The sequence below is a fragment of the Pseudomonas sp. MWU318 genome (assembly GCF_016756945.1).
Classification (GTDB): Bacteria; Pseudomonadota; Gammaproteobacteria; order Pseudomonadales; family Pseudomonadaceae; genus Aquipseudomonas; species Aquipseudomonas putida_A.
The window spans coordinates 473,295-498,962 of sequence record NZ_JAESJL010000003.1 but is presented as its reverse complement, the minus strand read 5'-3'; the positions used below and the strand labels follow the sequence as shown (position 1 = coordinate 498,962).

The window sequence follows — 25,668 nt, the reverse complement described above, 5'->3', positions numbered from 1 at the left end:
TCCCCATGGCCGTCAAGAAACGAGGTCTCGGACGTGGACTGGATGCACTGCTGAGTGGTCCGACCGTCAGCGCGCTGGAAGAACAGGCGGCGCAGGCCGATACCCGTGAACTGCAACACCTGCCGCTGGATCTGCTGCAGCGTGGTAAATACCAGCCACGCCGCGACATGGACCCGCAGGCGCTGGAAGAGCTGGCGCAGTCGATCAAGGCGCAAGGCGTGATGCAGCCGATCGTGGTGCGCCCGATTGGCGGTGGCCGCTTCGAAATCATCGCCGGTGAACGCCGCTGGCGCGCCAGCCAGCAGGCTGGCCAGGAAACCATCCCGGCGATGGTCCGTGATGTGCCGGATGAAACCGCGATCGCCATTGCGCTGATCGAGAACATCCAGCGTGAAGACCTGAACCCGATCGAGGAAGCCGTCGCCTTGCAGCGACTGCAGCAGGAATTCCAGCTCACTCAACAGCAGGTGGCCGAGGCTGTGGGTAAGTCCCGCGTGACTGTGGCTAACCTGTTGCGACTTATTGCACTGCCTGAAGTCATCAAGACCATGCTGTCCCACGGTGACCTGGAAATGGGTCATGCCCGTGCTTTGCTCGGTCTGCCGGACAATCAGCAGGTGGAAGGGGCGCGACATGTTGTCGCACGCGGCCTGACTGTGCGCCAAACCGAGGCACTGGTTCGTCAGTGGTTGAGTGGCAAACCGGAGCCTGTGGAAGCGGCCAAACCCGACCCGGATATCGCCCGGCTCGAACAGCGTCTGGCCGAGCGCCTAGGCTCTGCGGTGCAGATTCGCCACGGCAAGAAGGGAAAAGGTCAGCTGGTGATCGGTTACAACTCACTCGATGAGCTTCAAGGTGTGCTCGCACACATCCGCTGAAACATTTCCTCATGTAGCGCGCAGTCGGAAATCACTACCTGACAGTTGAATAGGGGCAGAACCGCCCCTATACTCTGCGCGCATTTTGTCGGCACAAATTATGCCAAGTTATTGAATTCTGGCAGCCGACCATTGGAGAGCAAACGTGATGGAAACCCGCAAGCCAAACCGCCTGCCGTTCCATCGCCTGGCGGTTTTTCCGGTGTTGATGGCTCAATTTGTCATTTTGCTCATTGCCGCTTTGGCGCTCTGGCAATGGCACGGAGTCGTTGCCGGATACTCGGGACTTTGCGGAGGCCTGATAGCCTTGCTGCCCAATGTTTATTTCGCTCACAAGGCATTTCGGTTTTCCGGCGCCCGAGCAGCCCAGTCCATCGTCCGGTCATTTTATGCCGGCGAGGCAGGCAAACTGATTTTGACGGCAGTGCTGTTTGCACTGGTGTTTGCAGGTGTGAAGCCATTGGCGCCGATCGCAGTATTCGGCGCTTTCGTGCTGACTCAGTCGGTCAGCTGGTTCGCTCCCCTGCTGATGAGAACAAGACTTTCGAGACCTTAGGGCGTTTGAGGCAACCATGGCAGAAACAACCGCTTCGGGCTATATCCAGCACCACTTGCAGAACCTGACCTTCGGTCAGCTACCTAACGGCGGCTGGGGCTTTGCCCATACCGCAGCAGAAGCCAAGGAAATGGGCTTCTGGGCTTTCCACGTCGATACCCTCGGCTGGTCGGTCGCGCTGGGTCTGATCTTCGTTTTCCTTTTCCGCATGGCGGCAAAGAAAGCAACATCGGGTCAGCCAGGTGCTTTGCAGAACTTCGTTGAAGTATTGGTCGAATTCGTCGATGGCAGCGTGAAAGACAGCTTCCATGGCCGTAGCCCGGTGATCGCACCGCTGGCACTGACCATCTTCGTCTGGGTGTTCCTGATGAACGCCGTCGACCTGGTACCGGTCGACTGGATTCCTCAGCTGGCCATCCTGATCACCGGCGACCACCACATCCCGTTCCGTGCCGTGTCGACCACCGACCCGAACGCGACCCTGGGCATGGCGTTCTCGGTTTTCGCACTGATCATTTTCTATAGCATCAAGGTCAAGGGCATCGGCGGCTTCATCGGCGAACTGACCCTGCACCCGTTCGGCAGCAAGAACATCTTCGTTCAGGCCCTGCTGATCCCGGTGAACTTCCTGCTGGAATTCGTGACCCTGATCGCCAAGCCGATCTCTCTGGCCCTGCGTCTGTTCGGCAACATGTATGCCGGCGAGCTGGTGTTCATTCTGATCGCTGTGATGTTCGGCAGCGGCCTGCTCTGGCTGAGCGGCTTGGGCGTTGTTCTGCAGTGGGCGTGGGCTGTGTTCCACATCCTGATCATCACTCTGCAGGCGTTCATCTTCATGATGCTGACCATCGTCTACCTGTCGATGGCGCACGAAGAAAACCATTAAGAGCAGCCTTGGCTGATCTGATGTCCCTCCCGGTCAAACGGGAGGGGGCTCTTAACCGGGCCTCTGAAACGATTTGTTTTACCGCTTTAATCTAAAAAACCTAAACCATACGACGTAAAAGTCGGGAGGAAAGATGGAAACTGTAGTTGGTCTAACCGCTATCGCTGTTGCACTGTTGATCGGCCTGGGCGCACTGGGTACCGCAATTGGTTTCGGCCTGCTGGGCGGCAAGTTCCTGGAAGGCGCAGCGCGTCAGCCAGAAATGGTTCCAATGCTGCAAGTTAAAATGTTCATCGTTGCCGGTCTGCTCGACGCCGTAACCATGATCGGTGTTGGTATCGCTCTGTTCTTCACCTTTGCGAACCCGTTCGTTGGTCAGATCGCTGGCTAATTACCCGGATTCTTCCGAGTAATTTGGTGTGATGGACAACGTAACTGCGAGGTGTTGGCGTGAACATTAATGCGACCCTGATTGGCCAGTCCGTTGCGTTCCTGATTTTTGTACTGTTCTGCATGAAGTTCGTATGGCCTCCGGTCATCGCGGCACTGCACGAACGTCAAAAGAAGATCGCTGATGGTCTGGACGCTGCCAGCCGTGCAGCTCGCGACCTGGAGTTGGCCCAAGAGAAAGCGGGTCAGCAACTGCGCGAAGCGAAAGCTCAGGCAGCTGAAATCATCGAGCAAGCCAAGAAACGCGGTAACCAGATCGTTGAAGAGGCTGTTGAAAAAGCCCGTATCGACGCTGACCGTGTGAAGGTTCAGGCTCAAGCCGAGATCGAACAGGAACTGAACAGTGTCAAAGACAAGCTGCGCGCCCAAGTGGGCTTGCTGGCTGTCGGCGGCGCCGAGAAGATCCTGGGTGCCACAATCGATCAAAACGCGCACGCAGAGCTGGTTAACCAACTGGCTGCTGAAATCTAAGCGAGGGCGATCATGGCAGAACTGACCACGTTGGCCCGACCTTACGCTAAGGCGGCCTTCGAGCACGCTCAGGCCCACCAGCAACTGGCCAATTGGTCAGCCATGCTCGGCCTGGCTGCAGCGGTGTCGCAAGACGACACCATGCAGCGCGTGCTCAAGGCCCCGCGACTGACGAGCGCAGAAAAGGCCGCCACGTTCATTGACGTGTGCGGCGACAAGTTTGATGCCAAGGCACAGAACTTCATCAATGTCGTTGCCGAAAACGACCGTCTCCCGCTTCTGCCGGAGATCGCCGCTCTGTTCGACCTGTACAAGGCCGAACAAGAGAAGTCGGTAGACGTTGAAGTGACCAGTGCTTTCGCATTGAACCAAGAACAGCAAGACAAACTCGCCAAGGTTCTCAGTGCACGACTCAACCGGGAAGTGCGCCTGCAAGTTGCGGAGGATGCTGCCCTTATAGGGGGTGTCGTTATCCGCGCCGGCGACCTGGTTATCGATGGCTCGATTCGCGGCAAAATCGCGAAACTTGCCGAAGCATTGAAATCTTGAGTTTGAAGGGGCAGCAGAGCAATGCAGCAACTCAATCCTTCCGAAATAAGTGAAATTATCAAGGGCCGCATCGACAAGCTCGATGTGACCTCCCAAGCCCGTAACGAAGGCACTGTCGTCAGCGTATCTGACGGCATCGTGCGGATTCACGGTCTGGCCGACGTCATGTACGGCGAGATGATCGAGTTTCCGGGCGGCGTCTACGGTATGGCCCTCAACCTGGAGCAAGACTCCGTAGGTGCCGTTGTACTGGGCGCATACACCAGTCTGGCTGAAGGCATGAGCGCCAAGTGCACCGGCCGCATCCTCGAAGTTCCGGTTGGTAAGGAACTGCTGGGTCGCGTAGTCGATGCACTGGGTAACCCTGTTGACGGCAAAGGTCCACTGGGCAACACCTTGACCGACGCGGTCGAGAAAGTTGCACCGGGCGTGATCTGGCGTAAGTCGGTAGACCAGCCTGTACAGACTGGCTACAAGGCTGTCGATGCCATGATCCCTGTCGGCCGTGGCCAGCGTGAGCTGATCATCGGTGACCGTCAGATCGGTAAAACCGCTCTGGCGATCGACGCGATCATCAACCAGAAAGACAGCGGCATTTTCTGCGTCTACGTAGCGATCGGTCAGAAGCAATCGACCATCGCCAACGTGGTTCGCAAGCTGGAAGAAAACGGCGCCCTGGCCAACACGATCATCGTGGCTGCCAGTGCTTCGGAATCTCCTGCGCTGCAATTCCTGGCACCGTACTCCGGTTGCACCATGGGTGAATTCTTCCGCGACCGCGGTGAAGACGCGCTGATCGTTTATGACGATCTGTCCAAGCAAGCAGTGGCTTACCGCCAGATTTCCCTGCTGCTGCGCCGTCCACCAGGCCGTGAAGCTTACCCAGGCGACGTGTTCTATCTCCACTCCCGTCTGCTGGAGCGCGCATCCCGCGTTTCGGAAGAATACGTAGAGAAGTTCACCAACGGCGCAGTGACCGGCAAAACCGGTTCCCTGACCGCACTGCCGATCATCGAAACCCAGGCTGGCGACGTTTCCGCATTCGTTCCGACCAACGTGATTTCCATCACCGACGGTCAGATCTTCCTGGAATCGGCCATGTTCAACTCGGGCATCCGCCCTGCAGTGAACGCCGGTGTTTCGGTATCCCGTGTGGGTGGTGCCGCTCAGACCAAGATCATCAAGAAGCTGTCCGGTGGTATCCGTACCGCTCTGGCTCAGTACCGTGAACTGGCGGCATTCGCCCAGTTCGCTTCTGACCTGGACGAAGCGACCCGTAAGCAACTTGAGCATGGTCAGCGCGTTACCGAGCTGATGAAGCAGAAGCAATACGCACCAATGTCGATCGCTGACATGGCGCTGTCGCTGTATGCCGCTGAGCGTGGGTTCCTGACTGACATTGAAATCGCCAAGATCGGCAGCTTCGAACAGGCGCTGATTGCTTTCTTCAACCGCGATCACGCCGATTTGATGGCCAAGATCAACGTTAAAGGTGACTTCAATGACGAAATCGACGCTGGCATGAAAGCCGGTATCGAGAAGTTCAAGGCCACCCAAACCTGGTAAGCCGCAGCGGGAGCCGCAAGGCTCCCGCTTGCTAACCTGATAGGTGTTACATGGCAGGCGCAAAAGAGATTCGCAGTAAGATTGCGAGCATCAAAAGCACGCAAAAAATTACCAGCGCCATGGAAAAAGTGGCGGTGAGCAAAATGCGCAAGGCACAAATGCGCATGGCAGCCAGCCGTCCTTATGCGGAGCGTATCCGCCAGGTAATTGGGCATCTGGCCAACGCCAACCCGGAATACCGCCACCCGTTCATGATCGACCGTGAAGTAAAGCGCGTTGGTTATGTCGTCGTGAGCAGTGACCGTGGTTTGTGCGGCGGCTTGAACACCAACCTGTTCAAGGCCCTGGTCAAGGACATGGCGGTAAACCGCGAAAACGGCGTCGAGATTGATCTGTGTGTAGTCGGTAGCAAGGGTGCGGCCTTTTTCCGCAACTTCGGCGGTAATGTCGTTGCAGCTATCAGCCACCTGGGTGAAGAGCCGTCGATCAATGATTTGATCGGCAGCGTCAAGGTGATGCTGGATGCCTACCTGGAGGGCCGTATCGATCGCCTGTCCGTGGTATCCAACAAGTTCATCAACACCATGACACAACAGCCTACCGTGGAGCAGTTGATTCCACTGGTGGCAACCCCGGATCAAGAACTCAAGCACCACTGGGACTACCTCTACGAACCAGACGCCAAAGAGCTGCTTGACGGCTTGATGGTGCGCTACGTGGAGTCGCAGGTTTACCAGGCGGTGGTCGAGAACAACGCAGCTGAACAAGCTGCGCGGATGATCGCGATGAAGAACGCTACCGACAACGCCGGTGATTTGATCAGCGATTTGCAGCTGATCTACAACAAGGCGCGTCAGGCTGCGATCACCCAAGAGATCTCGGAAATCGTCGGCGGCGCTGCCGCGGTTTAACGGTTCAAATATTCAGAGGATCCAGCTATGAGTAGCGGACGTATCGTTCAAATCATCGGCGCCGTTATCGACGTGGAATTTCCACGCGACAGCGTACCGAGCATCTACAACGCTTTGAAAGTTAAAAGCGATGCCGGCACCACTCTGGAAGTTCAGCAACAGCTGGGCGACGGCGTGGTTCGTACCATTGCGATGGGTTCCACCGAGGGCTTGAAGCGCGGTCTGGAAGTTACCGACTCCGGCGCAGCCATCTCCGTACCGGTCGGTAAAGCGACCCTGGGCCGGATCATGGACGTCCTCGGTAACCCGATCGACGAAGCTGGCCCGATCGACACCGAAGAGCGTTGGGGCATTCACCGTCCAGCGCCTTCGTTCGCTGAACAGGCAGGCGGTAACGACCTGCTGGAAACCGGCATCAAGGTTATCGACCTGGTTTGCCCGTTTGCCAAAGGCGGTAAAGTCGGTCTGTTCGGTGGTGCCGGTGTAGGCAAAACCGTAAACATGATGGAACTGATCCGTAACATCGCCATCGAGCACAGCGGTTATTCCGTGTTCGCCGGTGTGGGTGAGCGTACTCGTGAGGGTAACGACTTCTACCACGAGATGAAGGACTCCAACGTTCTGGACAAAGTGGCACTGGTTTACGGTCAGATGAACGAGCCGCCGGGTAACCGTCTGCGCGTAGCACTGACCGGCCTGACCATGGCCGAGAAGTTCCGTGACGAAGGTAACGACGTTCTGCTGTTCGTCGACAACATCTATCGTTACACCCTGGCCGGTACTGAAGTATCCGCACTGCTGGGCCGTATGCCTTCGGCAGTAGGTTACCAGCCGACCCTGGCTGAAGAGATGGGCGTTCTGCAAGAACGTATCACTTCGACCAAGGAAGGTTCGATCACCTCGATCCAGGCGGTATACGTACCTGCGGATGACTTGACCGACCCGTCGCCAGCGACCACCTTCGCCCACTTGGACGCCACCGTCGTTCTGTCCCGTGACATCGCTTCCCTGGGTATCTACCCAGCGGTAGATCCACTGGATTCGACTTCGCGCCAGCTGGATCCGAACGTAATCGGTCAGGACCACTACGACACCGCTCGCGGCGTTCAGTACGTTCTGCAACGTTACAAAGAGCTGAAAGACATCATCGCGATCCTGGGTATGGACGAGCTGTCGGAAGCCGACAAACAGTTGGTTAACCGTGCTCGTAAGATCCAGCGCTTCTTGTCGCAGCCGTTCTTCGTGGCTGAAGTCTTCACCGGTGCTTCGGGTAAATACGTTTCCCTGAAAGACACCATTGCTGGCTTCAAAGGCATCCTCAACGGTGACTACGACCACCTGCCAGAACAAGCGTTCTACATGGTTGGCGGCATCGAAGAAGCGATCGAGAAAGCCAAGAAACTGTAATCCCGGCGCCCGGCAACGGGCGCTAATTTAGGTTGAGGCAATCAGATGGCTATGACAGTCCATTGCGATATCGTCAGCGCGGAAGGGGAAATCTTTTCCGGCCTGGTCGAGATGGTGATTGCGCACGGTGCACTGGGTGATCTTGGTATCGCTCTGGGTCACGCGCCGCTGATCACTAATCTGAAGCCAGGTCCGATCCGCCTGATCAAGCAAGGCGGGGAAGCCGAGGTGTTCTACATCTCCGGTGGTTTCCTCGAGGTTCAGCCGAACATGGTCAAGGTGCTTGCCGATACCGTGCAACGTGCCGCCGACCTGGATGAAGCTCAAGCCCAGGCAGCTCTCAAGGCTGCCGAAGCTGCTCTGCACGAGAAGAGCGCAGATTTCGACTACGGAGCTGCGTCCGCACGTCTGGCCGAGGCCGCAGCTCAGCTGCGCACCGTCCAGCAGATCCGCAAGAAGTTTGGCGGTTAATCCGTCAGCCACTTGTTGTGCGATTGATAAAAAAGGGTAGCCTCGGCTACCCTTTTTTCTTTTCCGATTTTTACAACCCGGTCGCAGTTGCTGACCACCCAGGATTGGTAGCCAGTCATGTCTCTCGAAATCGTTATCCTCGCGGCCGGTCAAGGCACCCGTATGCGTTCGGCGTTGCCGAAAGTGCTGCACCCGGTAGCCGGCAATTCCATGCTTGGGCATGTTATCCACAGCGCACGGCAGCTCGATCCACAGCGCATTCATGTGGTGATCGGCCACGGTGCCGATGTGGTGCGTGAGCGTCTGGCGGCTGACGACTTGAATTTCGTGCTGCAGGACAAGCAATTGGGCACTGGTCATGCAACGGCTCAGGCTGTGCCGTTCATCAGCGCCGACACCGTGTTGATCCTCTACGGTGACGTGCCATTGATCGAAGTCGAAACCCTGCAGCGCCTGCTTAAACATGTCGTGCCGGGGCAGATGGGCCTGTTGACCGTCGAGCTGGAAGATCCGACCGGTTACGGCCGCATCGTGCGTGATGCTGACGGCAAGGTCGCAGCCATCGTTGAGCACAAAGATGCCAGCGAAGCCCAGCGCGCAATCACCGAAGGCAACACCGGCATCCTCGCCGTCCCGGCCAATCGCCTGTCCGACTGGATGAGCCGCCTGTCGAACAACAACGCGCAGGGCGAGTATTACCTGACCGACGTAATCGAAATGGCGGTTAACGACGGCTTGGTGGTAGCTACCGAGCAACCGCACGACCCGATGGAAGTGCAGGGCGCCAACGATCGCAAGCAACTCTCCGAGCTGGAGCGGCATTACCAGTTGCGCGCCGGCCGCCGTCTGATGGCTCAAGGCGTGACCCTGCGTGACCCGGCGCGTTTCGATGTGCGCGGTGAAGTGACCGTTGGTCGCGATGTGCTGATTGATGTCAACGTGATTCTCGAAGGCAACGTTGTTATTGAAGACGACGTGGTGATCGGCCCGAACTGTGTAATCAAGGACAGCACCTTGCGCAAAGGCGTGGTGATCAAGGCCAACAGCCACATCGAAGGTGCGGTTCTCGGTGAAGGCAGCGATGCCGGTCCGTTCGCCCGTCTGCGTCCGGGCACGGTGCTCGAAGCACGCGCGCATGTGGGTAACTTTGTCGAACTGAAAAACGCGCGCATGGGTGAGGGCGCCAAGGCCGGGCATCTGACCTATCTGGGCGACGCGGAAATCGGCGCCCGCACCAACATTGGCGCGGGCACCATTACCTGCAACTACGATGGCGCCAACAAGTGGAAAACCGTGTTGGGCGAGGACGTGTTCATCGGCTCCAACAACTCGTTGGTCGCACCTGTGGATATCTCGTCCGGGGCAACCACCGCGGCTGGTTCGACCATTACGCAGAATGTGGATAACGCGCAGTTGGCCGTTGGTCGGGCGCGGCAGAGAAATATCGATGGCTGGAAGCGGCCGGAGAAGATCAAGAAGAGTTGAGTTATCCACAGTAGCTTTACGATCAAAAGATCGCAGCCTTCGGCAGCTCCTACATGGGGTGCCGAGTCTGCGATTTTTTTATGGCCTGAGCTTGACGATCGACGGGCAATGGGTTTTGATTGCTTCCGTTATCTTTCGAATCGAAACTTATACCAACATGTCGAAACGCAATACGCCTCAACGCCGACATAATATTCTCGCCTTGCTCAATGAGCAGGGCGAAGTCAGCGTGGATGAACTGGCCAAGCGCTTCGAAACCTCGGAAGTTACGATCCGCAAGGATCTGGCTGCGCTGGAAAGCCATGGTCTGTTGCTGCGCCGTTACGGCGGGGCGATCACCATGCCGCAGGAATTGGTCGCTGAACCGGGCCAAAGCGTTTCAAAGTACAAACAGGCGATTGCCCGCGCCGCCGTCAAACGTATCCGCGAGCACGCCCGCATCATCATCGACAGTGGCAGCACCACTGCGGCGATGATTCCCGAGCTTGGCCAGCAGCCGGGTCTGGTGGTGATGACCAACTCCCTTCACGTGGCCAACGCCTTGAGCGAACTCGAACACGAGCCGGTGCTGCTGATGACCGGCGGCACCTGGGATCCGCATTCGGAGTCCTTCCAGGGCCAAGTGGCGGAGCAGGTACTACGCTCTTACGACTTCGACCAGTTGTTCATCGGCGCCGATGGTATCGATCTGGTGCGCGGTACCACCACGTTCAACGAGTTGCTTGGCCTGAGCCGGGTGATGGCTGACGTGGCGCGTGAAGTCATCGTGATGGTCGAGGCCGACAAGATCGGCCGCAAGATTCCCAACCTGGAGCTGCCGTGGAGCAGCGTCCATACCCTCATTACCGATGATCGCCTGCCTGAAGATGCGCGCGATCAGATTCAGGCCCGCGGTATCAGCGTGATTTGCGCGGCTGTCAGTCAGGAGAAATAAGCATGTGTGGAATTGTCGGCGCAGTAGCTGAACGTAATATCACCGCCATCCTGCTTGAAGGCCTCAAGCGCCTTGAATACCGCGGCTATGACAGCGCCGGTGTGGCAGTTTTCACCAACGACGAAAAGCTCGAGCGCATGCGCCGTCCGGGCAAGGTCAGCGAGCTGGAAGCGGCGCTGGCCGCACAGCCGCTGGTTGGCCGTCTCGGTATCGCCCACACCCGTTGGGCGACCCACGGTGCACCGTGCGAGCGTAACGCGCACCCGCATTTCTCCGGTGATATCGCTGTGGTGCACAACGGCATCATCGAGAATCACGAAGCCCTGCGTGAGCAACTGAAAGCGCTGGGTTACGTGTTCACTTCGGACACCGACACCGAAGTCATCGCGCACCTGCTGAGCCACAAACTCAAGGATCAGCCTGACCTGACCGTCGCGCTGAAAGCCACCGTCAAAGAACTGCACGGCGCCTACGGTCTGGCCGTGATCAACGCACAACAGCCGGATCGTCTGGTTGCCGCACGCAGTGGCAGCCCGTTGGTGGTCGGTCTGGGCCTGGGCGAGAACTTCCTCGCGTCCGACCAATTGGCCCTGCGCCAGGTCACTGACCGCTTCATGTACCTGGAAGAAGGCGATATCGCCGAAATTCGTCGCGATAACGTGCAGATCTGGGACGTCAACGGCAACGCCGTCGAGCGCCAGACCGTGCAGTACAGCGATGGTGCCGAGGCCGCTGATAAAGGCGAGTTCCGCCACTACATGCTCAAGGAAATCCACGAGCAGCCGTCCGTGGTGCAGCGCACCCTCGAAGGTCGTCTGAGCCCGAACCAAGTGCTGGTGCAGGCCTTCGGTCCACAGGCTGCCGAACTGTTCGCCAAAGTGCGCAACGTGCAGATCGTCGCCTGCGGTACCAGCTACCACGCCGGTATGGTCGCGCGTTACTGGCTCGAAGAACTGGCCGGTATTCCGTGTCAGGTCGAAGTCGCCAGCGAATTCCGTTACCGCAAGGTGGTGGTGCAGCCGGACACCCTGTTCGTCACCATCTCCCAGTCCGGTGAAACCGCCGACACCCTGGCCGCGCTGCGCAACGCCAAAGAGCTGGGCTTCCTCGCCAGCCTGGCGATCTGCAACGTCGGCATCAGCTCGCTGGTGCGTGAGTCCGACCTGACGCTGTTGACCCAGGCTGGTCGCGAAATCGGTGTGGCTTCGACCAAGGCGTTCACCACGCAACTGGTCGGCCTGCTGTTGCTGACCCTGTCTCTGGGTCAGGTACGCGGCACGCTCGGCAAAGGCGTTGAAGCCACGCTGGTGGAAGAGTTGCGTCGCCTGCCGACCCGTCTCGGCGAAGCGCTGGCGATGGACAGCACGGTGGAAAAAATCGCCGAACTGTTCGCCGAGAAGAATCACACCCTGTTCCTCGGCCGTGGCGCGCAGTTCCCGGTCGCAATGGAGGGCGCCTTGAAGCTCAAGGAAATCTCCTACATCCACGCCGAAGCCTACCCGGCCGGTGAGCTGAAGCACGGCCCGCTGGCGCTTGTGGATAACGACATGCCGGTGGTCACCGTAGCGCCGAACAACGAACTGCTGGAGAAGCTCAAATCCAATCTGCAGGAAGTCCGCGCCCGTGGTGGTGAACTGATCGTATTCGCTGACGAGAAGGCCGGGATGACCAACGGCGAAGGCACCCATGTGGTGCAGATGCCGCACATCCATGACATTCTTTCGCCGATCCTCTACACCATCCCTCTGCAGTTGCTGTCTTACTACGTCGCCGTGCTCAAGGGCACCGACGTCGACCAGCCGCGCAACCTGGCGAAGTCGGTGACGGTGGAATAAGTTATCCACAGCTGACATTGACCCGCAAAAATCGCAGCCTCGGCTGCGATTTTTGTATCTGAATCGAGGACATCCATGGACCGCTTCCAGGAAATGCAGATCTTCGCCACCGTGGCCCAGGAGCAGGGTTTCTCGGCAGCGGCGCGGCGTCTTGGCTTGTCCGCGGCCAGTGTCACCCGCGCCGTGGCGGCGCTGGAGCAGCGCATCGGTACACAGTTGCTGATTCGCACGACACGCACTGTGCACCTCAGCGAGGCCGGTCAGCGTTATCTGGAAGACTGTCGGAGAATTCTCGCCGAGGTGCAGGAAGCCGAGGATTCGGCGGCCGGCAGTCACGCCCAACCCCGTGGGCAATTGACGGTGACCGCGCCGGTTCTGTTCGGTGAGTTGTTTGTCACGCCCCTGATGACCAGTTATCTGACGCAGTATCCAGACGTTTCGATCAATGCGCTATTGGTCGATCGGGTGGTGAGCATGGTCGAGGAGGGCATCGATGTCGCGGTGCGCATTGGTGAGTTGCCGGACAGCAATCAGCACGCGATCCGGGTCGGCGAGGTGCGGCGAGTGATCTGTGGTTCGCCGGACTATCTGGCTCGACACGGCCGTCCCGCGCATCCGCAGGCACTGGCTGGTGCGCCGGTGGTGGCGACCTCGGCCATCGGTCAGTTGCGCAGCTGGCCGTTTGTGGATCAGGGCGAAGCGCTCAGCGTGCGACCCGAGCCTCGACTGGTGGTCACCGCCAACCAGGCGGCGATTGCCGCGGCCTGCCTGGGGTTGGGACTGACTCGGGTGTTGTCCTATCAGGTCGCCGGCAAGGTGGCCTGTGGTGAACTGGAAATTGTCCTCGCCGATTTCGAACTGCCACCGCTGCCGATTCACGTGGTGTATCAGGGCGGACGCAAGGCTCCGGCGCGGGTGCGCAGTTTTGTCGACCATGCGGTGAAGGCCTTGCGTGAGCATCCGGCGCTGTAGAACGCGGCTTTATTTCATCCGGTGAAATAATTGATTGCGATTGCTGGTGATTCTGTTGCTTTGAAGATGGGTGGAAGATGGCCTCCATCGGCGCTGCCATCCCGAACGGCGCCCTCTCCAGCGGAGTCGACCATGCAAGCGATCAAACTCTACAACTTCCCGCGTTCCGGCCACGCCCATCGGGTGGAGCTGATGTTGTCCCTGCTGCAACTGCCGACCGAACTGATCCTGGTCGATCTGGCCAAGGGTGAGCACAAGCAGGCACCGTATCTGGCAATCAACAGTTTCGGCCAGGTACCGGCGATTGACGACGGCGGCGTGGTGCTGGCCGACTCCAACGCGATTCTGGTGTACCTGGCGCTCAAGTACGGCAATGGCCGCTGGTTGCCGACCGATCCGGTCGGTGCGGCACGGGTACAGCGCTGGTTGTCGGCCGCTGCCGGGCCGATTGCTTTCGGACCTGCTGCTGCACGATTGGTGACGGTGTTTGGCGCACAGTTGAATGCTGAAGAAGCGATCACCCGCGCGCACAACCTGCTCAAAGTGATGGAGGTGGAACTGGGCAAGAACACTTACCTGGCCGGCAGCGAACCCACCATCGCTGACGTGTCCGCCTATAGCTACATCGCCCATGCGCCGGAAGGCAACGTGTCGCTGGACGACTACGCCAACGTGCGTGCCTGGCTGGCGCGTGTCGAAGCCTTGCCCGGTTTTGTCGGCATGCCGCGCACGGTCGCCGGTCTGCAAAAGACTGCCTGAGAGGTCGGCCCGATCTGATCGAGTTATCCACAATGCGCCGGCGGCGCGGGGAGATGCGTGATGGAACGTTCACCGTGGCACGCTGGCGAGCAACAACTGCAGGCCCATGTCGGCGTTGCCGAGCGTATGGAGGCCTTCGGCCGAAAAGTGATTCGCGACTGGATGCCGGATCAGCACCGCGCATTTTATGAGCAATTACCGTTCATGCTGTACGGCGCGGTCGATACCGACGGGCGTCCATGGGCCAGCGTGCTCGAAGGCGCGCCGGGGTTTGCTCATTCGCCTGATCCCGAGCATCTGCATTTCGCCAGCCAACCCGTTGCTGATGACCCGGCGCAATTGCGCAATGGCGAGCCGATCGGGTTGCTCGGCATTGAATTGCATACCCGCCGCCGCAATCGCCTCAACGGTCATGTCGACAATCTGACCGTGCAGGGTTTTGAGGTGAGCGTGGATCAGGCTTTCGGCAACTGTCCTCAATACATTCAACTGCGCCAGTTCCAGCGCGTGCCGCTGAGCGATCCGCAGACGCGGCCAGCGCAGCACGACGACGGTCTTGATGACGCAGCCAGAGCCATGATCGAAGGCGCCGATACCTTCTTTGTCGCCAGTTACGTCGATGTGGACGGACAACGTGCGGTGGATGTTTCCCATCGTGGCGGGCAGGCCGGGTTTGTCCGGGTTGAAGGTAATCGCCTGACCATCCCGGATTTTGCCGGCAACCTGCACTTCAACACGCTCGGCAATCTGCTGCTCAATCCCAAGGCTGGTCTGCTGTTCATCGACTTTTCCACAGGCGATGTGCTGCAACTGAGCGGGCGGACCGAAATCATCCTCGACGGGCCGCAGATCGAAGCGTTCCAAGGCGCCGAGCGCCTGTGGACGTTCGAGGTGGAGAAGTTAGTGCGGCGTCCGGCGGCATTGGCCTTGCGCTGGCGCTTCGACGGCATGTCGCCCACCAGCCTGCTGACCGGCACCTGGGCCCAGGCCGATGCACGCTTGCAGGCCAAGGCCCTGGGTGACCGCTGGCGGCCGCTGCGGGTGACCCGTATCGAAAGGGAGAGCCAGCACGTCCGCTCGATTTATCTGCAACCGGATGACGGTGCGGGGATGCCGGTGTTTCAGGCCGGCCAGCATCTACCGCTGCGCTTCAATCTGGGCGGTGAAACGCATATTCGCACTTACAGCCTGTCGAGTGCGCCATCGGATGATTTCCTGCGCATCAGTGTGAAACGCGAGGGCCTGGTTTCAGGCCATTTGCACCAGCGGGTCCGGGTCGGCGATGTCCTTGAGGCACGGGCGCCACAGGGGCACTTCACGGTGGCGCCGCTGGAACACAGGCCGCTGGTGCTGTTGGCGGCGGGGGTTGGTATCACGCCGTTGCTGTCGATGCTGCGTGAGGTGGTGTACCAAGGTCTGCGCACCCGGCGGATTCGGCCGACGTGGTTGTTGCAGAGTTCGCGTAGCCTGGTCGATCAGCCGTTTCGCGAGGAAATCGATCGCGTGCTGGAAAGTGCTGGCGATGCGGTACGGGTGATTCGCCTGCTCAGCCAGCCGGAAGCCGATGTGCACGAGGGCGAGGATTTCGACCGGCATGGGCGCATTGACGGGGCACTGCTGCGCGATCTGTTGGAGGTCGAGGATTACGACCAGATCGATTTTGCTGTCTGTGGTCCCGGCGCTTTTACCCAAAGCATCTACGACAGCCTGCGTGAGCTGGACATTCGCGACGCGCGGATACACGCCGAAACCTTCGGCCCGTCGACGCTCAAGCGCCAGCCGGATCCGGATGCGACGGTCATCGAGCAACCACCGGCCGCCATCACGTCCGTACCGGTGATGTTCGAACGTTCTGCCAAGGAGGCGCGCTGGCAGCCGGACGGCGGCAGTCTGCTGGAGCTCGCGGAAAGCCGCGGCCTGCGCCCGGAGTTCAGTTGCCGTGGAGGTTCGTGCGGCACCTGCAAGACGCGGTTGGTCAGTGGTGCGGTGAATTATCCACAGCCCCCGGCAGACATGCCGGAAGCGGGGCAGGTGCTGATTTGCTGCGCGGTGCCGGCGCAGAGCGAGCGGCCGTTGGTGCTGGATCTGTAATGCCCCCCTGCGGCAGCTCCTACAGAGGATTGATGTGTTGTGGTGGATCAGGCGTAAGACAGATCTTTCTCTTCGAGCAGCTCCTGATACAACTCGGTCCACTTGCGGCCCATTTCATCGGCGGTGAACAGCTGCCGGTAGCGTGCTTCGGCCTTGACGCCCATGGCCGCCGCGCGTTCGGGGTTTTCCCAGAGGGTGCGCATCGCCTCGCGAAACGCCTGAGGATTGCTCGGCGGCACCACCAGCCCGGTTTCGTTGTGGATATTGATGTAGCTGGTGCCGGTGCCGATTTCGCTGGAGATCATCGGTTTGCCGTACATCGCGCCTTCCAGCAGCGAAATGCCGAACGCTTCGGAACGCAGGTGCGACGGAAACACGATGGCGTAGCTCAGTTGCAGCAGGGCGACCTTGTCTTCATCGCCCAGGCGCCCGAGGAAGTGGATGTTACGCAGGCCCAGCGCCGCAGCCTGGGCGTGCAACTCCAGCTCGAGCGGCCCGGCGCCGACGATCACCACCGGATAGTCCAGGTCCTTCAAGGCATCGAGCAGGATGTGCAGGCCCTTGTAATAACGCATGACTCCGACGAACAGGAAAAACTTATCCCCAAGCTGCTGGCGCCAGCGATTCATCCGTTCGCGATCGGCCTGTGGATAACCGGCCTTGTTCAAACCGTACGGAATCACCCGGGTCTTGTCCTGGAACTGCTGCAACACATCGCTGGTGTGCAGGTAGTTCGGCGAGGCCGCGACAATCCGGTCGGCGCTGGCAAGGAAGCGGTTCATCAGCGGCCGGTAGAGTTTGAGCAGATGCTTCTGGCGAATTATGTCCGAGTGATAGGTCACCACGCTCGGTTTGTTCATGCCGCTGGCAAAGTGCACCAGGTCCATGAACGGCCACGGGAAGTGGTAGTTGACTACATCGGCCTCGGCCGCCAGCTCCCGAAACTGTTTGAACACGCTCCAGGAAAACCCGGTGGAGGCGAACTGGATGTCGAGTCGGGCGCGATGCACTTCGTGTTGGCCGAGTTGCATCACGGCAGGGGTCGGGTCGGCGCTGAGGGTCAGCACCTGGCCGTCGATGCCGTGATGCGCGCCGCTTTCGCAGAGCTGGAAGATCACTTGTTCGATGCCGCCGACCGAATCTGGCAGGTACGTCTTGAAAAAATGAAGAACTCGCATTCAGCCTCCCATGGCCTGGCGGTAGGCACCGGCGGTGGCCTGTGCGCAACGTTCCCAGGAAAAAAGCCGCGTCCGGTGCAATCCGGCTTCTCGGCAGGCCTGCCAATGCGCTTGATCGTCGATCAGACGGTTCAGCGCATCGCGCAAGCCGTGTGCATCGTCAGGTTCAATATAGTTGCCTGCCGCGCCGGCGACTTCCGGCATGGCTGAAGAACGGGTGAGAATCACCGGGGTGCCACTGGCCATGGCTTCCAGTACCGGTAAACCGAAACCTTCATACAGCGACGGAAACACCAGCGCACGGGCGCCGGCCAGCAGTTGTGCGACCTGTTCATCCGGCAGATAGCCGAGCAGGCAAACGTGCCCTGAGGCCAGGGCCTGGCGCAGTTCATCGCTGAACTGGGCCTGTTGCCAACCGGCCATGCCGACGATCAGCAGCGGAAAACGCTGGCGCACGGCCTCTGGTAGCAGGGCGTGGGCACGCAGCGCCAGGCTCAGATTCTTGCGCGGCTCCAGGGTACCGACACACAGGAAGTATTCGCGTGCGACAACGGCGTGGGCCTTGAGCACCGCCTCGATGGCGTCCGGTTCCCGCGGATGAAAGCGCTCGGCCACACCCAGTGGCGCCACCACGAAACGCTCGGCCGGCAGACCAAAATAAGCCTGCGCCTCGTCGGCAATTGCCTGCGAGTCGGTGATGATCCGTTGCGCCTGTTGCACGCCAGCCACCAGACGCCGTTCGATTTCCTTGAGACGCGCCGCCGGTTGGGTGTCAGGAAAGTGCAGGTGAGTCAGGTCGTGCAGAGTGATCACGGTCGGGCCGTCGAAGGCCAGCGGCCACAGGCTCGGCTCGTGATACAGATCGATGCCTTGCGCACGGCCTTGATCGAAACGTTTCTGCTCCAGCCAGCGCCGTGCCTGATAGGCCCCGGGGATCTGCCGCAGCAGTGGCGTCAGGCGCGAGTAGCCGGGCATGGCCGCCTCCGGCAAGACCGAGCTCCAGCCCCAGCCATGGAACAACGCTACTTCGACGTCGGTGGTGCTGCGCAAGGCGCGGACCAGTTCGGCGACGTAATGACCGATGCCGGCGCGTGGCGCCTGAAGAATCCGCGCGTTAAGAGCAATGCGCATGCTGGCCTTCGGATGCGGGCAGTGGATGGTTCAGATTGCGCTCGATGCGCTGCACCAGTTGCGCGCTCGCTTCGCGCCAGCTCAGCCAGCGCCATTGATCCAGGCTCATGGGCGCCGGAAACTGCCCCGAGCGCTCCATCCCGAGCACCAGGTCGGTAAGGCTCTGCGGGTTGTGCAGATCGAAATACGCCATGTAATCGCCGCCGATTTCGCGGAACACCGGGATGTCGCTGGCCATCGCCGGCAGCCCGCGTTGCATGGCTTCCACCAGAGGCAGGCCGAACCCTTCGACATGCGACGGGAACACCAGCGCCGTGGCGTGGGAATAGGCGTGCTCCAGGCTTTTGTCCGAGAGCGAGTTGAACATGAACAGGCGACGGTTGAGTTGTGGATGCTGGCGGATTCGCTCGATCAGCGCCTCGCACTTCCAGCCGATTTTCCCGGCAATGCACAAGCGCGCCGTGGAGCCGGCAGCCCAGGCCTGTTCGAAGGCATCGAGCAGGTAGGCGTGGTTCTTGCGCGGCTCGATGGTGCTGACCATCAGGAATACCGGCTCCGGGGTATTGAACAGGTTCAGCAGGTTGCGATCGACCTCCGCTGCGGCGTCGGTCAAGTCCAGTTCGGAACCGAGGTGGAAATAATCGAACCAGCGCTGCTGCACCTGTTGCGTGCCGATCCGGCGCAGCATCTCCTGGCGTACTTGATCGCGGATGGTGGTCGAGATCGCGACATAGCCATCGGCGGTGCGCGCAATCCAGTCGAACCAGTCGTTGAACACCTTGACCAGACCCGCGTCGCAAAACTGTGGATGGGTCAGCGGGATCAGGTCGTAGATCACCGACACGATACCGACGCCGTCGCGTTTGAGTTGTTCGGCCAAGGGGAAAAAGTTGGCGTGCCAGGACGAGTCGAGCAATACCAGTTGATCACCAGCCTGATGTTGCAATGGCACGCAGCGCTCGGGCACCGGCTTGCCCTTGAGCAGGCGCCCGAGCACGCGCATCGGCAGGCTCAAACAGGCGAACGCGGTGAGTCGGCAGAGTACGTACAACACTCGCCGGGTGAAATGTGACCGGCTGAAAGGCCAGCGTCGTTCCAGAGCGCGATGGCGCAGCCAGAAGCCGTTGGCCCATTGTTCGAGCTTCACCCGCAGGCTGGTCAGATTGATTTTCGGGGTTTTGATCGGCGCCAGGCTTTTAACCTGATACAGAGCGCCGTTGAGCATCACCACCGGGATGCATTCGCGCTCGGCGTTGGCGTCGGGCAACTGTTGAATGACGTTGCGCACTACCCGTTGAATGCCCGAGTTGGCGGACGGGTGTTCGAAAACGTAGGTGCACTCCACCAACAGTCGTGTCATTGCGAGATTTCCCTATCAGGCAGTTGCTCGGTGTTTTCGCTGGAGCGGCTGATCTCGGTCCGGGCTTGCAGCCATGAGCAACCGACAAAGTCTTCCTGACGGTTGTTGATGACGTGGAAGACCAGACCGTAATCGCGCCATTCGAAGTTGCGATCCAGATGCGAATCCAGGCGCGACAGGCTCAGCGCCACCGAATAGCTGCCCTTGCCCAGGCGCATGTCGAAGGCGAAGCGGAACGTCACCTGTTCCCCTGCACTCAGTTCGCTGATCGCTTGATCCTGGCGATGGGTATTGATGCCGTAGATCGCCTGGCCGAGGCGGTCCTTGATCAGAAAGCCCAGCACCAGCCGTTCGATGTCCTCGCGCACGGCGGTCTGAACTTCCAGCACCACCGGCTGGCCGACTTCCGCCACTTCCAGACTGCGTCCTTGAGCGTCGAGCAGACGCACGCTGACAATCCCCGCCTCACCAGTCCCGGAAATGGTCTGCACCTGGCCGTTGGCGAGCATTTCCTGGCGCACGATCTGGCCTTCGCGCTGGGCAAGCATGGCGTTGTAGTAGTCCATGACCTCTTCGGGTTTGCCGCGCATGGCCAGGCGGCCGTTCTCCAGGAGGATCGCGGTGTCGCAGATCGACTGAATCGCCGAGCGGTCGTGGGACACGATCAGCAACGTGGTACCGGCCTTGCGGAAGTTGCGGATGCGCTCGAAGCTTTTGTGCTGGAAGTAGGCGTCGCCCACCGACAGTGCTTCATCGACGATCAGGATGTCCGGACGCCTGGCGGTGGCAACGCTGAAGGCCAGGCGCATCTGCATGCCACTGGAGTAGGTGCGTACCGGGTGATCGATGGCTTCGCCGATTTCGGCAAAACTCTCGATTTGCGGCATCAGCGCTTCGATCTCTTCGACCTGCATGCCCAGCAACTGGCCGGCCATGAACGCGTTCTGGCGGCCGGTGAAGTCCGGATGGAAACCCATGCCCAGTTCCAGCAGGGCGGCGACGCGGCCTTGCAGTTGAATCTGCCCGCAACTCGGTTGCGTGGTGCCGGTGATCATCTTCAGCAGCGTGCTTTTGCCCGCGCCGTTGACCCCGACGATGCCGACCGCTTCACCGGGTTGAATCTCGAAATCGATGTCCTGCAGAACCCAGTGCAAGTGGTGTCGGGTGCCGGAAAATGGCACCAGCCATTCGAACAACCGACTCCAGCGATTGGGGTATTGTTTGTAGGCCTTGCCCAGGCCACTGACGCGTATATGCCCCATCAGAGTTCATCCACCATTTCGCCGACACGTTGCCGGAACAGGCGCAGGGCCATGGCGCAGAACAGCAGGCCGATGATCAGCAACGGCAGCAGCGACGGCCAGTTCGGCCACTGGTTATAGAGGAACACGTTCTGGTAACTGCTCATCAGCGCCGTCATCGGGTTGAGGCTGATCAGGTGCTGGATGCCCGGCGGCAGGATCGACAGCGGGTAAACGATCGGTGTCAGCCAGAACCAGAACTGCAGGCAGATGCCGAACATCTGCCCGACATCGCGGAAGAATACGTTGAGAATGCCGAGGATCATCCCCAGCCCGGCGGCGAAGATCACCTGTACCAGCAACAGCGGAATCAGCGCCAGCAAGGCCATGCCGGGCAGACGCCCGCTGATCAGCAGAAAGCCGAAGAACAGCGCGAGAATGATCGCGAAGTTGATCCCGGCGTTGAGCAGCGCAATCACCGGCAGGCAGATCCGCGGGAAGCTGATTTTCTTCAGCAGGTTGGCGTTTTCCAGAAACATGCTCTGACTGCGCGAGGTGATTTCCGCGAACAGTCCCCAGGTCAGCAGGCCGGCGCACAGGTACACGCTGTAGGCCAGACCGTCATCGACGCCCGGCAGGCGCGCGCGCATGATCTGGGAAAAGATCACCGTGTACACGACGATCATCGACAACGGGTTGAGCACGGTCCACAGCGCGCCGAACAGCGAATTGCGATAACGCGCCTGAAACTCCCGCTTGACGCTGCCGAGGATGAATCCGCGGTAGCTGCGTAGCGAGCGATACAGGGAAAGCAGCATCAAACCGTCCTGCCGTATTGGTCTTCGAAGCGCACGATATCGTCTTCACCGAGGTATTCGCCGCTTTGCACTTCGATGATCACCAGGTCGATCACCCCGGGGTTTTCCAGGCGATGGCGGTGGCCGGCGGCAATGAACGTCGATTCATTCTTGGCCACCAGATGCGTGCCGCTGCCGTTGTTGGTGACCTTGGCCATGCCCTCGACCACCACCCAGTGTTCGTTGCGGTGATGGTGCATTTGCAGTGACAGCTTGCCGCCGGGCTTGACCACGATGCGCTTGATCTTGAAGCGCGGGCCTTCCTCGAGCACGGTGTAGGTGCCCCACGGACGGCTGACCGTGCGATGCAGGCGGTAGGCTTCGTGGGATTTGTCCTTGAGCTGTTTGGCGACGCGTCGCACATCCTGGGCGCGATCAGCATGGGCCACCAGGACCGCGTCGGCGGTGTCGACGATGATCAGGTTATCCACACCCACGGCGGCCACCAGTCGGCCTTCGCTCTGCACGAAGTTGTTGTGGCTGTCGATGAACACCGCTTCGCCGCTGGCGCGATTGTTGTCGGCATCGGCCGGCACCAGTGCCGCCACGGCGCCCCACGAACCGATGTCGCTCCAGTCGAAACCAGCGGGCACTACCACGACTTTGTCGGAGCGTTCCATCAACGCGTAATCGATAGAGATGTCGGTGATTTCAGCGAACAGTGTCGGCGACAGTTCCTGTTGCAGACAGCCGACGGTTTCCACCGGGGCGCTGGCCTCCATGCAGGCACGGGTCTGCTCCAGCAACTCCGGCGCGTGCAATTGCAACTCGTTGATCAGGGTCGCGGTGGTGAAGCAGAACATGCCCGAGTTCCACAGGAAGTTGCCGCTTTCCAGGTAATGCGTGGCAGTTTGCAGGTCGGGCTTTTCCACGAAACGCTGCACTTTTGCTGCGCCTTTGGCATCCAGTGGAGCGCCGGTTTCGATGTAGCCGAAGCCGGTTTCCGGGGCGGTCGGCAGCACGCCGAAGGTCACCAGATAACCGTCCTTCGCCAGGTTGACCGCGTGTTCGACGGCGCTCTTGAGCGCTTCCTGATTAACGATCAGATGGTCGGCGGGCATCACCACCATGATCGCATCGTCGCCGTGCAGCGCCTGCAGCGACAGGGCAGCCGCAGCAATCGCCGGGGCGGTGTTGCGCCCGGTCGGCTCCAGCAGGAAGTGTCCGCGATGGCGCGACACGTGGGCGGCGCAATAGTGATCCTTGCTCTGGAAGTAGTATTCGCGGTTGGTCACCGTGACAATGTCGCCCCAGCCGTCCAGCAATGCGGCGGCACGCTGATAGGTCTTGCCCAGCAGCGACTGGCCGTCGGGCAGGGTCATGAACGGCTTGGGATGGCCCTCGCGGGACACCGGCCACAGACGAGTGCCGGCGCCGCCGGACAGAATCACGGGGATCAGCATGGCCTACTCCTTGGCGACGCGTTTCATGTCCGCATCCATCATCATGCGGATCAGGGTGTCGAGGTCGGTTTTCGGTTTCCAGCCCAGCACGCGCTGCGCCTTGGCCGGGTTGCCGAGCAGCACTTCGACTTCGGCCGGGCGGAAGAACGCCGGGTCGATCTTCACGTAATCGCGGTAGTTCAAACCGACGTGATCGAAGGCGATGCGACACATCTCGCGCACGGTGGTGGTGACACCAGTGGCGACCACGAAATCGTCAGGCTTGTCCTGTTGCAGCATCAGCCACATGGCTTCGACGTAATCGCCGGCAAAGCCCCAGTCGCGTTTGGCGTCGATGTTGCCCAGGGCCAGTTCCTGCTGCTTGCCCTGTTTGATGCGGGCGGCGGCGTCGGTGACCTTGCGGGTGACGAATTCAATGCCGCGCAGTGGCGATTCATGATTGAACAGAATGCCGCTGCTGGCGTGCAGGTCGAAACTTTCGCGGTAGTTGACGGTGATCCAGTGACCATACAGTTTGGCAACACCGTAGGGGCTGCGCGGGTAGAACGGGGTGTTCTCGTCCTGCTGCTCAGCCTGAATCAGGCCGAACATTTCGCTGGTCGAGGCCTGATAGAAACGCGTGTGCGGGCTGAACTGGCGGATCGCTTCGAGCAGGTGGGTCACGCCCAGGCCATCGACGATGCCGGTGGTCACCGGTTGATTCCAGGACGCGGCGACGAAGCTTTGCGCAGCCAGGTTGTAGACTTCGTCCGGTGCCGACTTGATCACCGCGCGCTGCACCGAGCAGGCATCGGCCATGTCACCGTCCAGGTAGACGATGTCGCCTTCGACGCCCATCTCGCGCAGGCGCCAGCGCGAATCGCTGCTGCGCCGTGCGACCAGACCGTGAACCTTGTAGCCCTTGTCGAGCAGCAGTCTGGCCAGATAAGCGCCGTCCTGGCCGGTGATCCCTGTGATCAGTGCACTTTTCATTCTTGTCGTACTCGCTGCTCCCAGTCGGACAGGATCGTCCGCAGGGATTGTTGTGTTGTAATTTTCGGCGTCCATCCCGTGGTCTGGGCGAGCCTTGCGTGACTGCCGCAAACGCGGCGCTGATCCGCACGGCGCATGCGCGCCGGATCCTGCACCAGTTGCAGGTCGACCTCGGCCAGATCGCCCAGCTGTTCGATCAGACTGCGGATGCTTTGCTCGCGGCCCGAGCAAATGTTGTAGACCTGCCCCGGCGTACCCTTTTCCAGCAGAGCGAAATACGCCGAGATCACATCGCCGACATCGAGGAAATCGCGCGTGACGTCAATGTCACCGACTTCCAGTTGCGCGGCTTGCAGGCCCTGTTTGATGCGGTTGATCTGGCGTGCAGCACTGGCGATGACAAAGTTGTCTTTCTGCCCGCTGCCGATATGGTTGAACGGCCGCGCCACCAGCATCGGCCAGCCTTCACTCAGGCCCCATTGCAGGCAGAGAAACTCCGCCGACAGTTTGCTCACGGCGTAGGGATTGCGCGGGCATGGCGGTTGCAGTTCAGTGATGGGCAGGGCGCTTTCGGCAACCTGACCATAGACGTCGCCGGAGCTGACATACAGGAAAGTCCCCTGAAATCCGCGCGCCTTGAGCGCCTGTAACAGATTGAGGGTACCGAGCAGATTGATTTCGAGCGTGCGGGCCGGATCGCGGAAGGCTTCGGGAACGAAGGTCTGGCCGGCCAGATGAATCACCGCGTCGGGCAATTGTGGCCACAGGTCGACGAGGCTGGCAGGTGCCGTGAGATCGTAGGGTGCAGCAGCAGGCAGCAGTTCCCATGTCGAGTCAGGCTGAGCCAGACGCGACTGGAGATGTTGTCCCACGAATCCACTGAGGCCCGTGATGAACAGACGCTTTTTCAAACAGCGACCCCTTGGTCTTTAACTTTCGCCACTTTCCCACAGGCTTTGAGGAGAAGTCTGTCAGGCCGGATGAAAAGACCGACATGATGGCAGGCGAAGTCGTTGTTGTAGTTGTTTGTTACCAATCTGTGCCAAATGCGCAGCAATTTCAACAGCGCAAACCGTGACCGGTCAGTTCTCGTCAGCGTAGCCCGATTTATTCTCGTCGGGCGGTTCCCGGATTCGCGACGGATGTGTTTAGAATGGCCCTCGTCGCCATCTCCCCAGGTTCGCCGGGGTGGTTGCGCAACAGGGTGAAACCAGCCACTAAAACAAGAACGAAGACGAGCTCCATGACGAAGGACGAGCAGCGGTGATCCCGACTCGCTCCAGCGCTTGGCCGTCATAGCGTGAA

The 25,668-nt window shown here is 60.0% G+C and carries 24 protein-coding genes; 16 read left to right on the top strand and 8 right to left on the bottom strand.

Annotated features, from left to right (window positions below; all coding sequences use genetic code 11):
- Positions 1–5: 5 nt before the first annotated feature.
- From JN524_RS10315 to JN524_RS10240, 16 genes are all read left to right on the top strand, one after another.
- On the top strand, positions 6–878 hold the full coding sequence (locus JN524_RS10315) for a ParB/RepB/Spo0J family partition protein (protein ID WP_007960777.1): 873 nt from the start codon (positions 6–8) through the stop codon (positions 876–878).
- Positions 879–1,026: 148 nt separating this feature from the next.
- The gene (locus JN524_RS10310) at positions 1,027–1,434 is read left to right on the top strand and encodes a F0F1 ATP synthase subunit I (protein WP_003229783.1); all 408 of its coding nucleotides are present in this window, start codon (positions 1,027–1,029) and stop codon (positions 1,432–1,434) included.
- A 16-nt stretch (positions 1,435–1,450) separates the two neighbouring features.
- A complete protein-coding gene (gene atpB, locus JN524_RS10305) occupies positions 1,451–2,320 on the top strand; it encodes a F0F1 ATP synthase subunit A (RefSeq protein ID WP_007960779.1) in 870 nt (289 codons plus the stop codon).
- A gap of 133 nt (positions 2,321–2,453) precedes the next feature.
- A complete protein-coding gene (gene atpE, locus JN524_RS10300) occupies positions 2,454–2,711 on the top strand; it encodes a F0F1 ATP synthase subunit C (RefSeq protein WP_003097235.1) in 258 nt (85 codons plus the stop codon).
- A gap of 59 nt (positions 2,712–2,770) precedes the next feature.
- Positions 2,771–3,241 (top strand): F0F1 ATP synthase subunit B, encoded by a 471-nt coding sequence (locus JN524_RS10295; RefSeq protein WP_011336718.1) that lies wholly within the window; start codon positions 2,771–2,773, stop codon positions 3,239–3,241.
- Positions 3,242–3,253: 12 nt separating this feature from the next.
- On the top strand, positions 3,254–3,790 hold the full coding sequence (locus tag JN524_RS10290; protein ID WP_007911956.1) for a F0F1 ATP synthase subunit delta: 537 nt from the start codon (positions 3,254–3,256) through the stop codon (positions 3,788–3,790).
- A 21-nt stretch (positions 3,791–3,811) separates the two neighbouring features.
- Entirely contained in the window at positions 3,812–5,356 is a 1,545-nt protein-coding gene (gene atpA, locus JN524_RS10285; protein WP_047596971.1) for a F0F1 ATP synthase subunit alpha, read from the top strand.
- Positions 5,357–5,406: 50 nt separating this feature from the next.
- A complete protein-coding gene (gene atpG / locus JN524_RS10280) occupies positions 5,407–6,267 on the top strand; it encodes a F0F1 ATP synthase subunit gamma (protein WP_010565870.1) in 861 nt (286 codons plus the stop codon).
- A gap of 27 nt (positions 6,268–6,294) precedes the next feature.
- Positions 6,295–7,674 carry a F0F1 ATP synthase subunit beta gene (gene atpD, locus JN524_RS10275; RefSeq protein WP_016984062.1) on the top strand — a complete coding sequence of 460 codons (1,380 nt, stop codon included), beginning with the start codon at positions 6,295–6,297 and terminating at the stop codon, positions 7,672–7,674.
- Positions 7,675–7,719: 45 nt separating this feature from the next.
- Positions 7,720–8,145 (top strand): F0F1 ATP synthase subunit epsilon, encoded by a 426-nt coding sequence (locus JN524_RS10270; protein ID WP_007954164.1) that lies wholly within the window; start codon positions 7,720–7,722, stop codon positions 8,143–8,145.
- Between the two features lie 117 nt (positions 8,146–8,262).
- A complete protein-coding gene (gene glmU, locus JN524_RS10265; RefSeq protein WP_202369277.1) occupies positions 8,263–9,630 on the top strand; it encodes a bifunctional UDP-N-acetylglucosamine diphosphorylase/glucosamine-1-phosphate N-acetyltransferase GlmU in 1,368 nt (455 codons plus the stop codon).
- Positions 9,631–9,787: 157 nt separating this feature from the next.
- On the top strand, positions 9,788–10,564 hold the full coding sequence (locus tag JN524_RS10260; RefSeq protein ID WP_027610294.1) for a DeoR/GlpR family DNA-binding transcription regulator: 777 nt from the start codon (positions 9,788–9,790) through the stop codon (positions 10,562–10,564).
- Positions 10,565–10,566: 2 nt separating this feature from the next.
- Positions 10,567–12,399: a glutamine--fructose-6-phosphate transaminase (isomerizing) gene (glmS, locus tag JN524_RS10255; protein ID WP_202369276.1), complete on the top strand. Its 1,833-nt coding sequence runs from the start codon at positions 10,567–10,569 to the stop codon at positions 12,397–12,399.
- A 75-nt stretch (positions 12,400–12,474) separates the two neighbouring features.
- Positions 12,475–13,371, top strand: a complete 897-nt coding sequence (locus JN524_RS10250) for a LysR family transcriptional regulator (protein ID WP_202369275.1) — start codon at positions 12,475–12,477, stop codon at positions 13,369–13,371.
- Between the two features lie 132 nt (positions 13,372–13,503).
- Entirely contained in the window at positions 13,504–14,130 is a 627-nt protein-coding gene (locus JN524_RS10245) for a glutathione S-transferase family protein (RefSeq protein WP_202369274.1), read from the top strand.
- A gap of 60 nt (positions 14,131–14,190) precedes the next feature.
- Entirely contained in the window at positions 14,191–16,221 is a 2,031-nt protein-coding gene (locus JN524_RS10240; RefSeq protein ID WP_202369273.1) for a pyridoxamine 5'-phosphate oxidase family protein, read from the top strand.
- Positions 16,222–16,268: 47 nt separating this feature from the next.
- Here the strand turns inward: JN524_RS10240 and JN524_RS10235 are convergent, their stop codons facing one another.
- Genes JN524_RS10235 through JN524_RS10200 form a run of 8 tightly spaced genes read right to left on the bottom strand, consistent with a single transcriptional unit; the run spans position 16,269 to position 25,274 of the window.
- A complete protein-coding gene (locus JN524_RS10235; protein ID WP_202369272.1) occupies positions 16,269–17,399 on the bottom strand; it encodes a glycosyltransferase family 4 protein in 1,131 nt (376 codons plus the stop codon).
- The gene (locus JN524_RS10230) at positions 17,400–18,530 is read right to left on the bottom strand and encodes a glycosyltransferase family 4 protein (protein WP_202369271.1); all 1,131 of its coding nucleotides are present in this window, start codon (positions 18,528–18,530) and stop codon (positions 17,400–17,402) included. It abuts the gene before it with no gap.
- Entirely contained in the window at positions 18,514–19,890 is a 1,377-nt protein-coding gene (locus tag JN524_RS10225) for a glycosyltransferase family 4 protein (protein ID WP_202369270.1), read from the bottom strand. The genes JN524_RS10230 and JN524_RS10225 overlap by 17 nt, the downstream gene beginning before the upstream one ends.
- A complete protein-coding gene (locus JN524_RS10220) occupies positions 19,887–21,152 on the bottom strand; it encodes an ABC transporter ATP-binding protein (RefSeq protein ID WP_202369269.1) in 1,266 nt (421 codons plus the stop codon). Before JN524_RS10220 ends, JN524_RS10225 begins: the two co-directional genes overlap by 4 nt.
- A complete protein-coding gene (locus JN524_RS10215) occupies positions 21,152–21,949 on the bottom strand; it encodes an ABC transporter permease (protein WP_202369268.1) in 798 nt (265 codons plus the stop codon). Before JN524_RS10215 ends, JN524_RS10220 begins: the two co-directional genes overlap by 1 nt.
- Positions 21,949–23,391 carry a mannose-1-phosphate guanylyltransferase/mannose-6-phosphate isomerase gene (locus JN524_RS10210; RefSeq protein WP_202369267.1) on the bottom strand — a complete coding sequence of 481 codons (1,443 nt, stop codon included), beginning with the start codon at positions 23,389–23,391 and terminating at the stop codon, positions 21,949–21,951. The genes JN524_RS10215 and JN524_RS10210 overlap by 1 nt, the downstream gene beginning before the upstream one ends.
- Positions 23,392–23,394: 3 nt before the next feature.
- Positions 23,395–24,363: a GDP-mannose 4,6-dehydratase gene (gene gmd, locus JN524_RS10205; RefSeq protein ID WP_007960806.1), complete on the bottom strand. Its 969-nt coding sequence runs from the start codon at positions 24,361–24,363 to the stop codon at positions 23,395–23,397.
- The gene (locus tag JN524_RS10200; protein WP_202369266.1) at positions 24,360–25,274 is read right to left on the bottom strand and encodes a GDP-mannose 4,6-dehydratase; all 915 of its coding nucleotides are present in this window, start codon (positions 25,272–25,274) and stop codon (positions 24,360–24,362) included. The genes gmd and JN524_RS10200 overlap by 4 nt, the downstream gene beginning before the upstream one ends.
- Between the last annotated feature and the right edge of the window lie 394 nt (positions 25,275–25,668).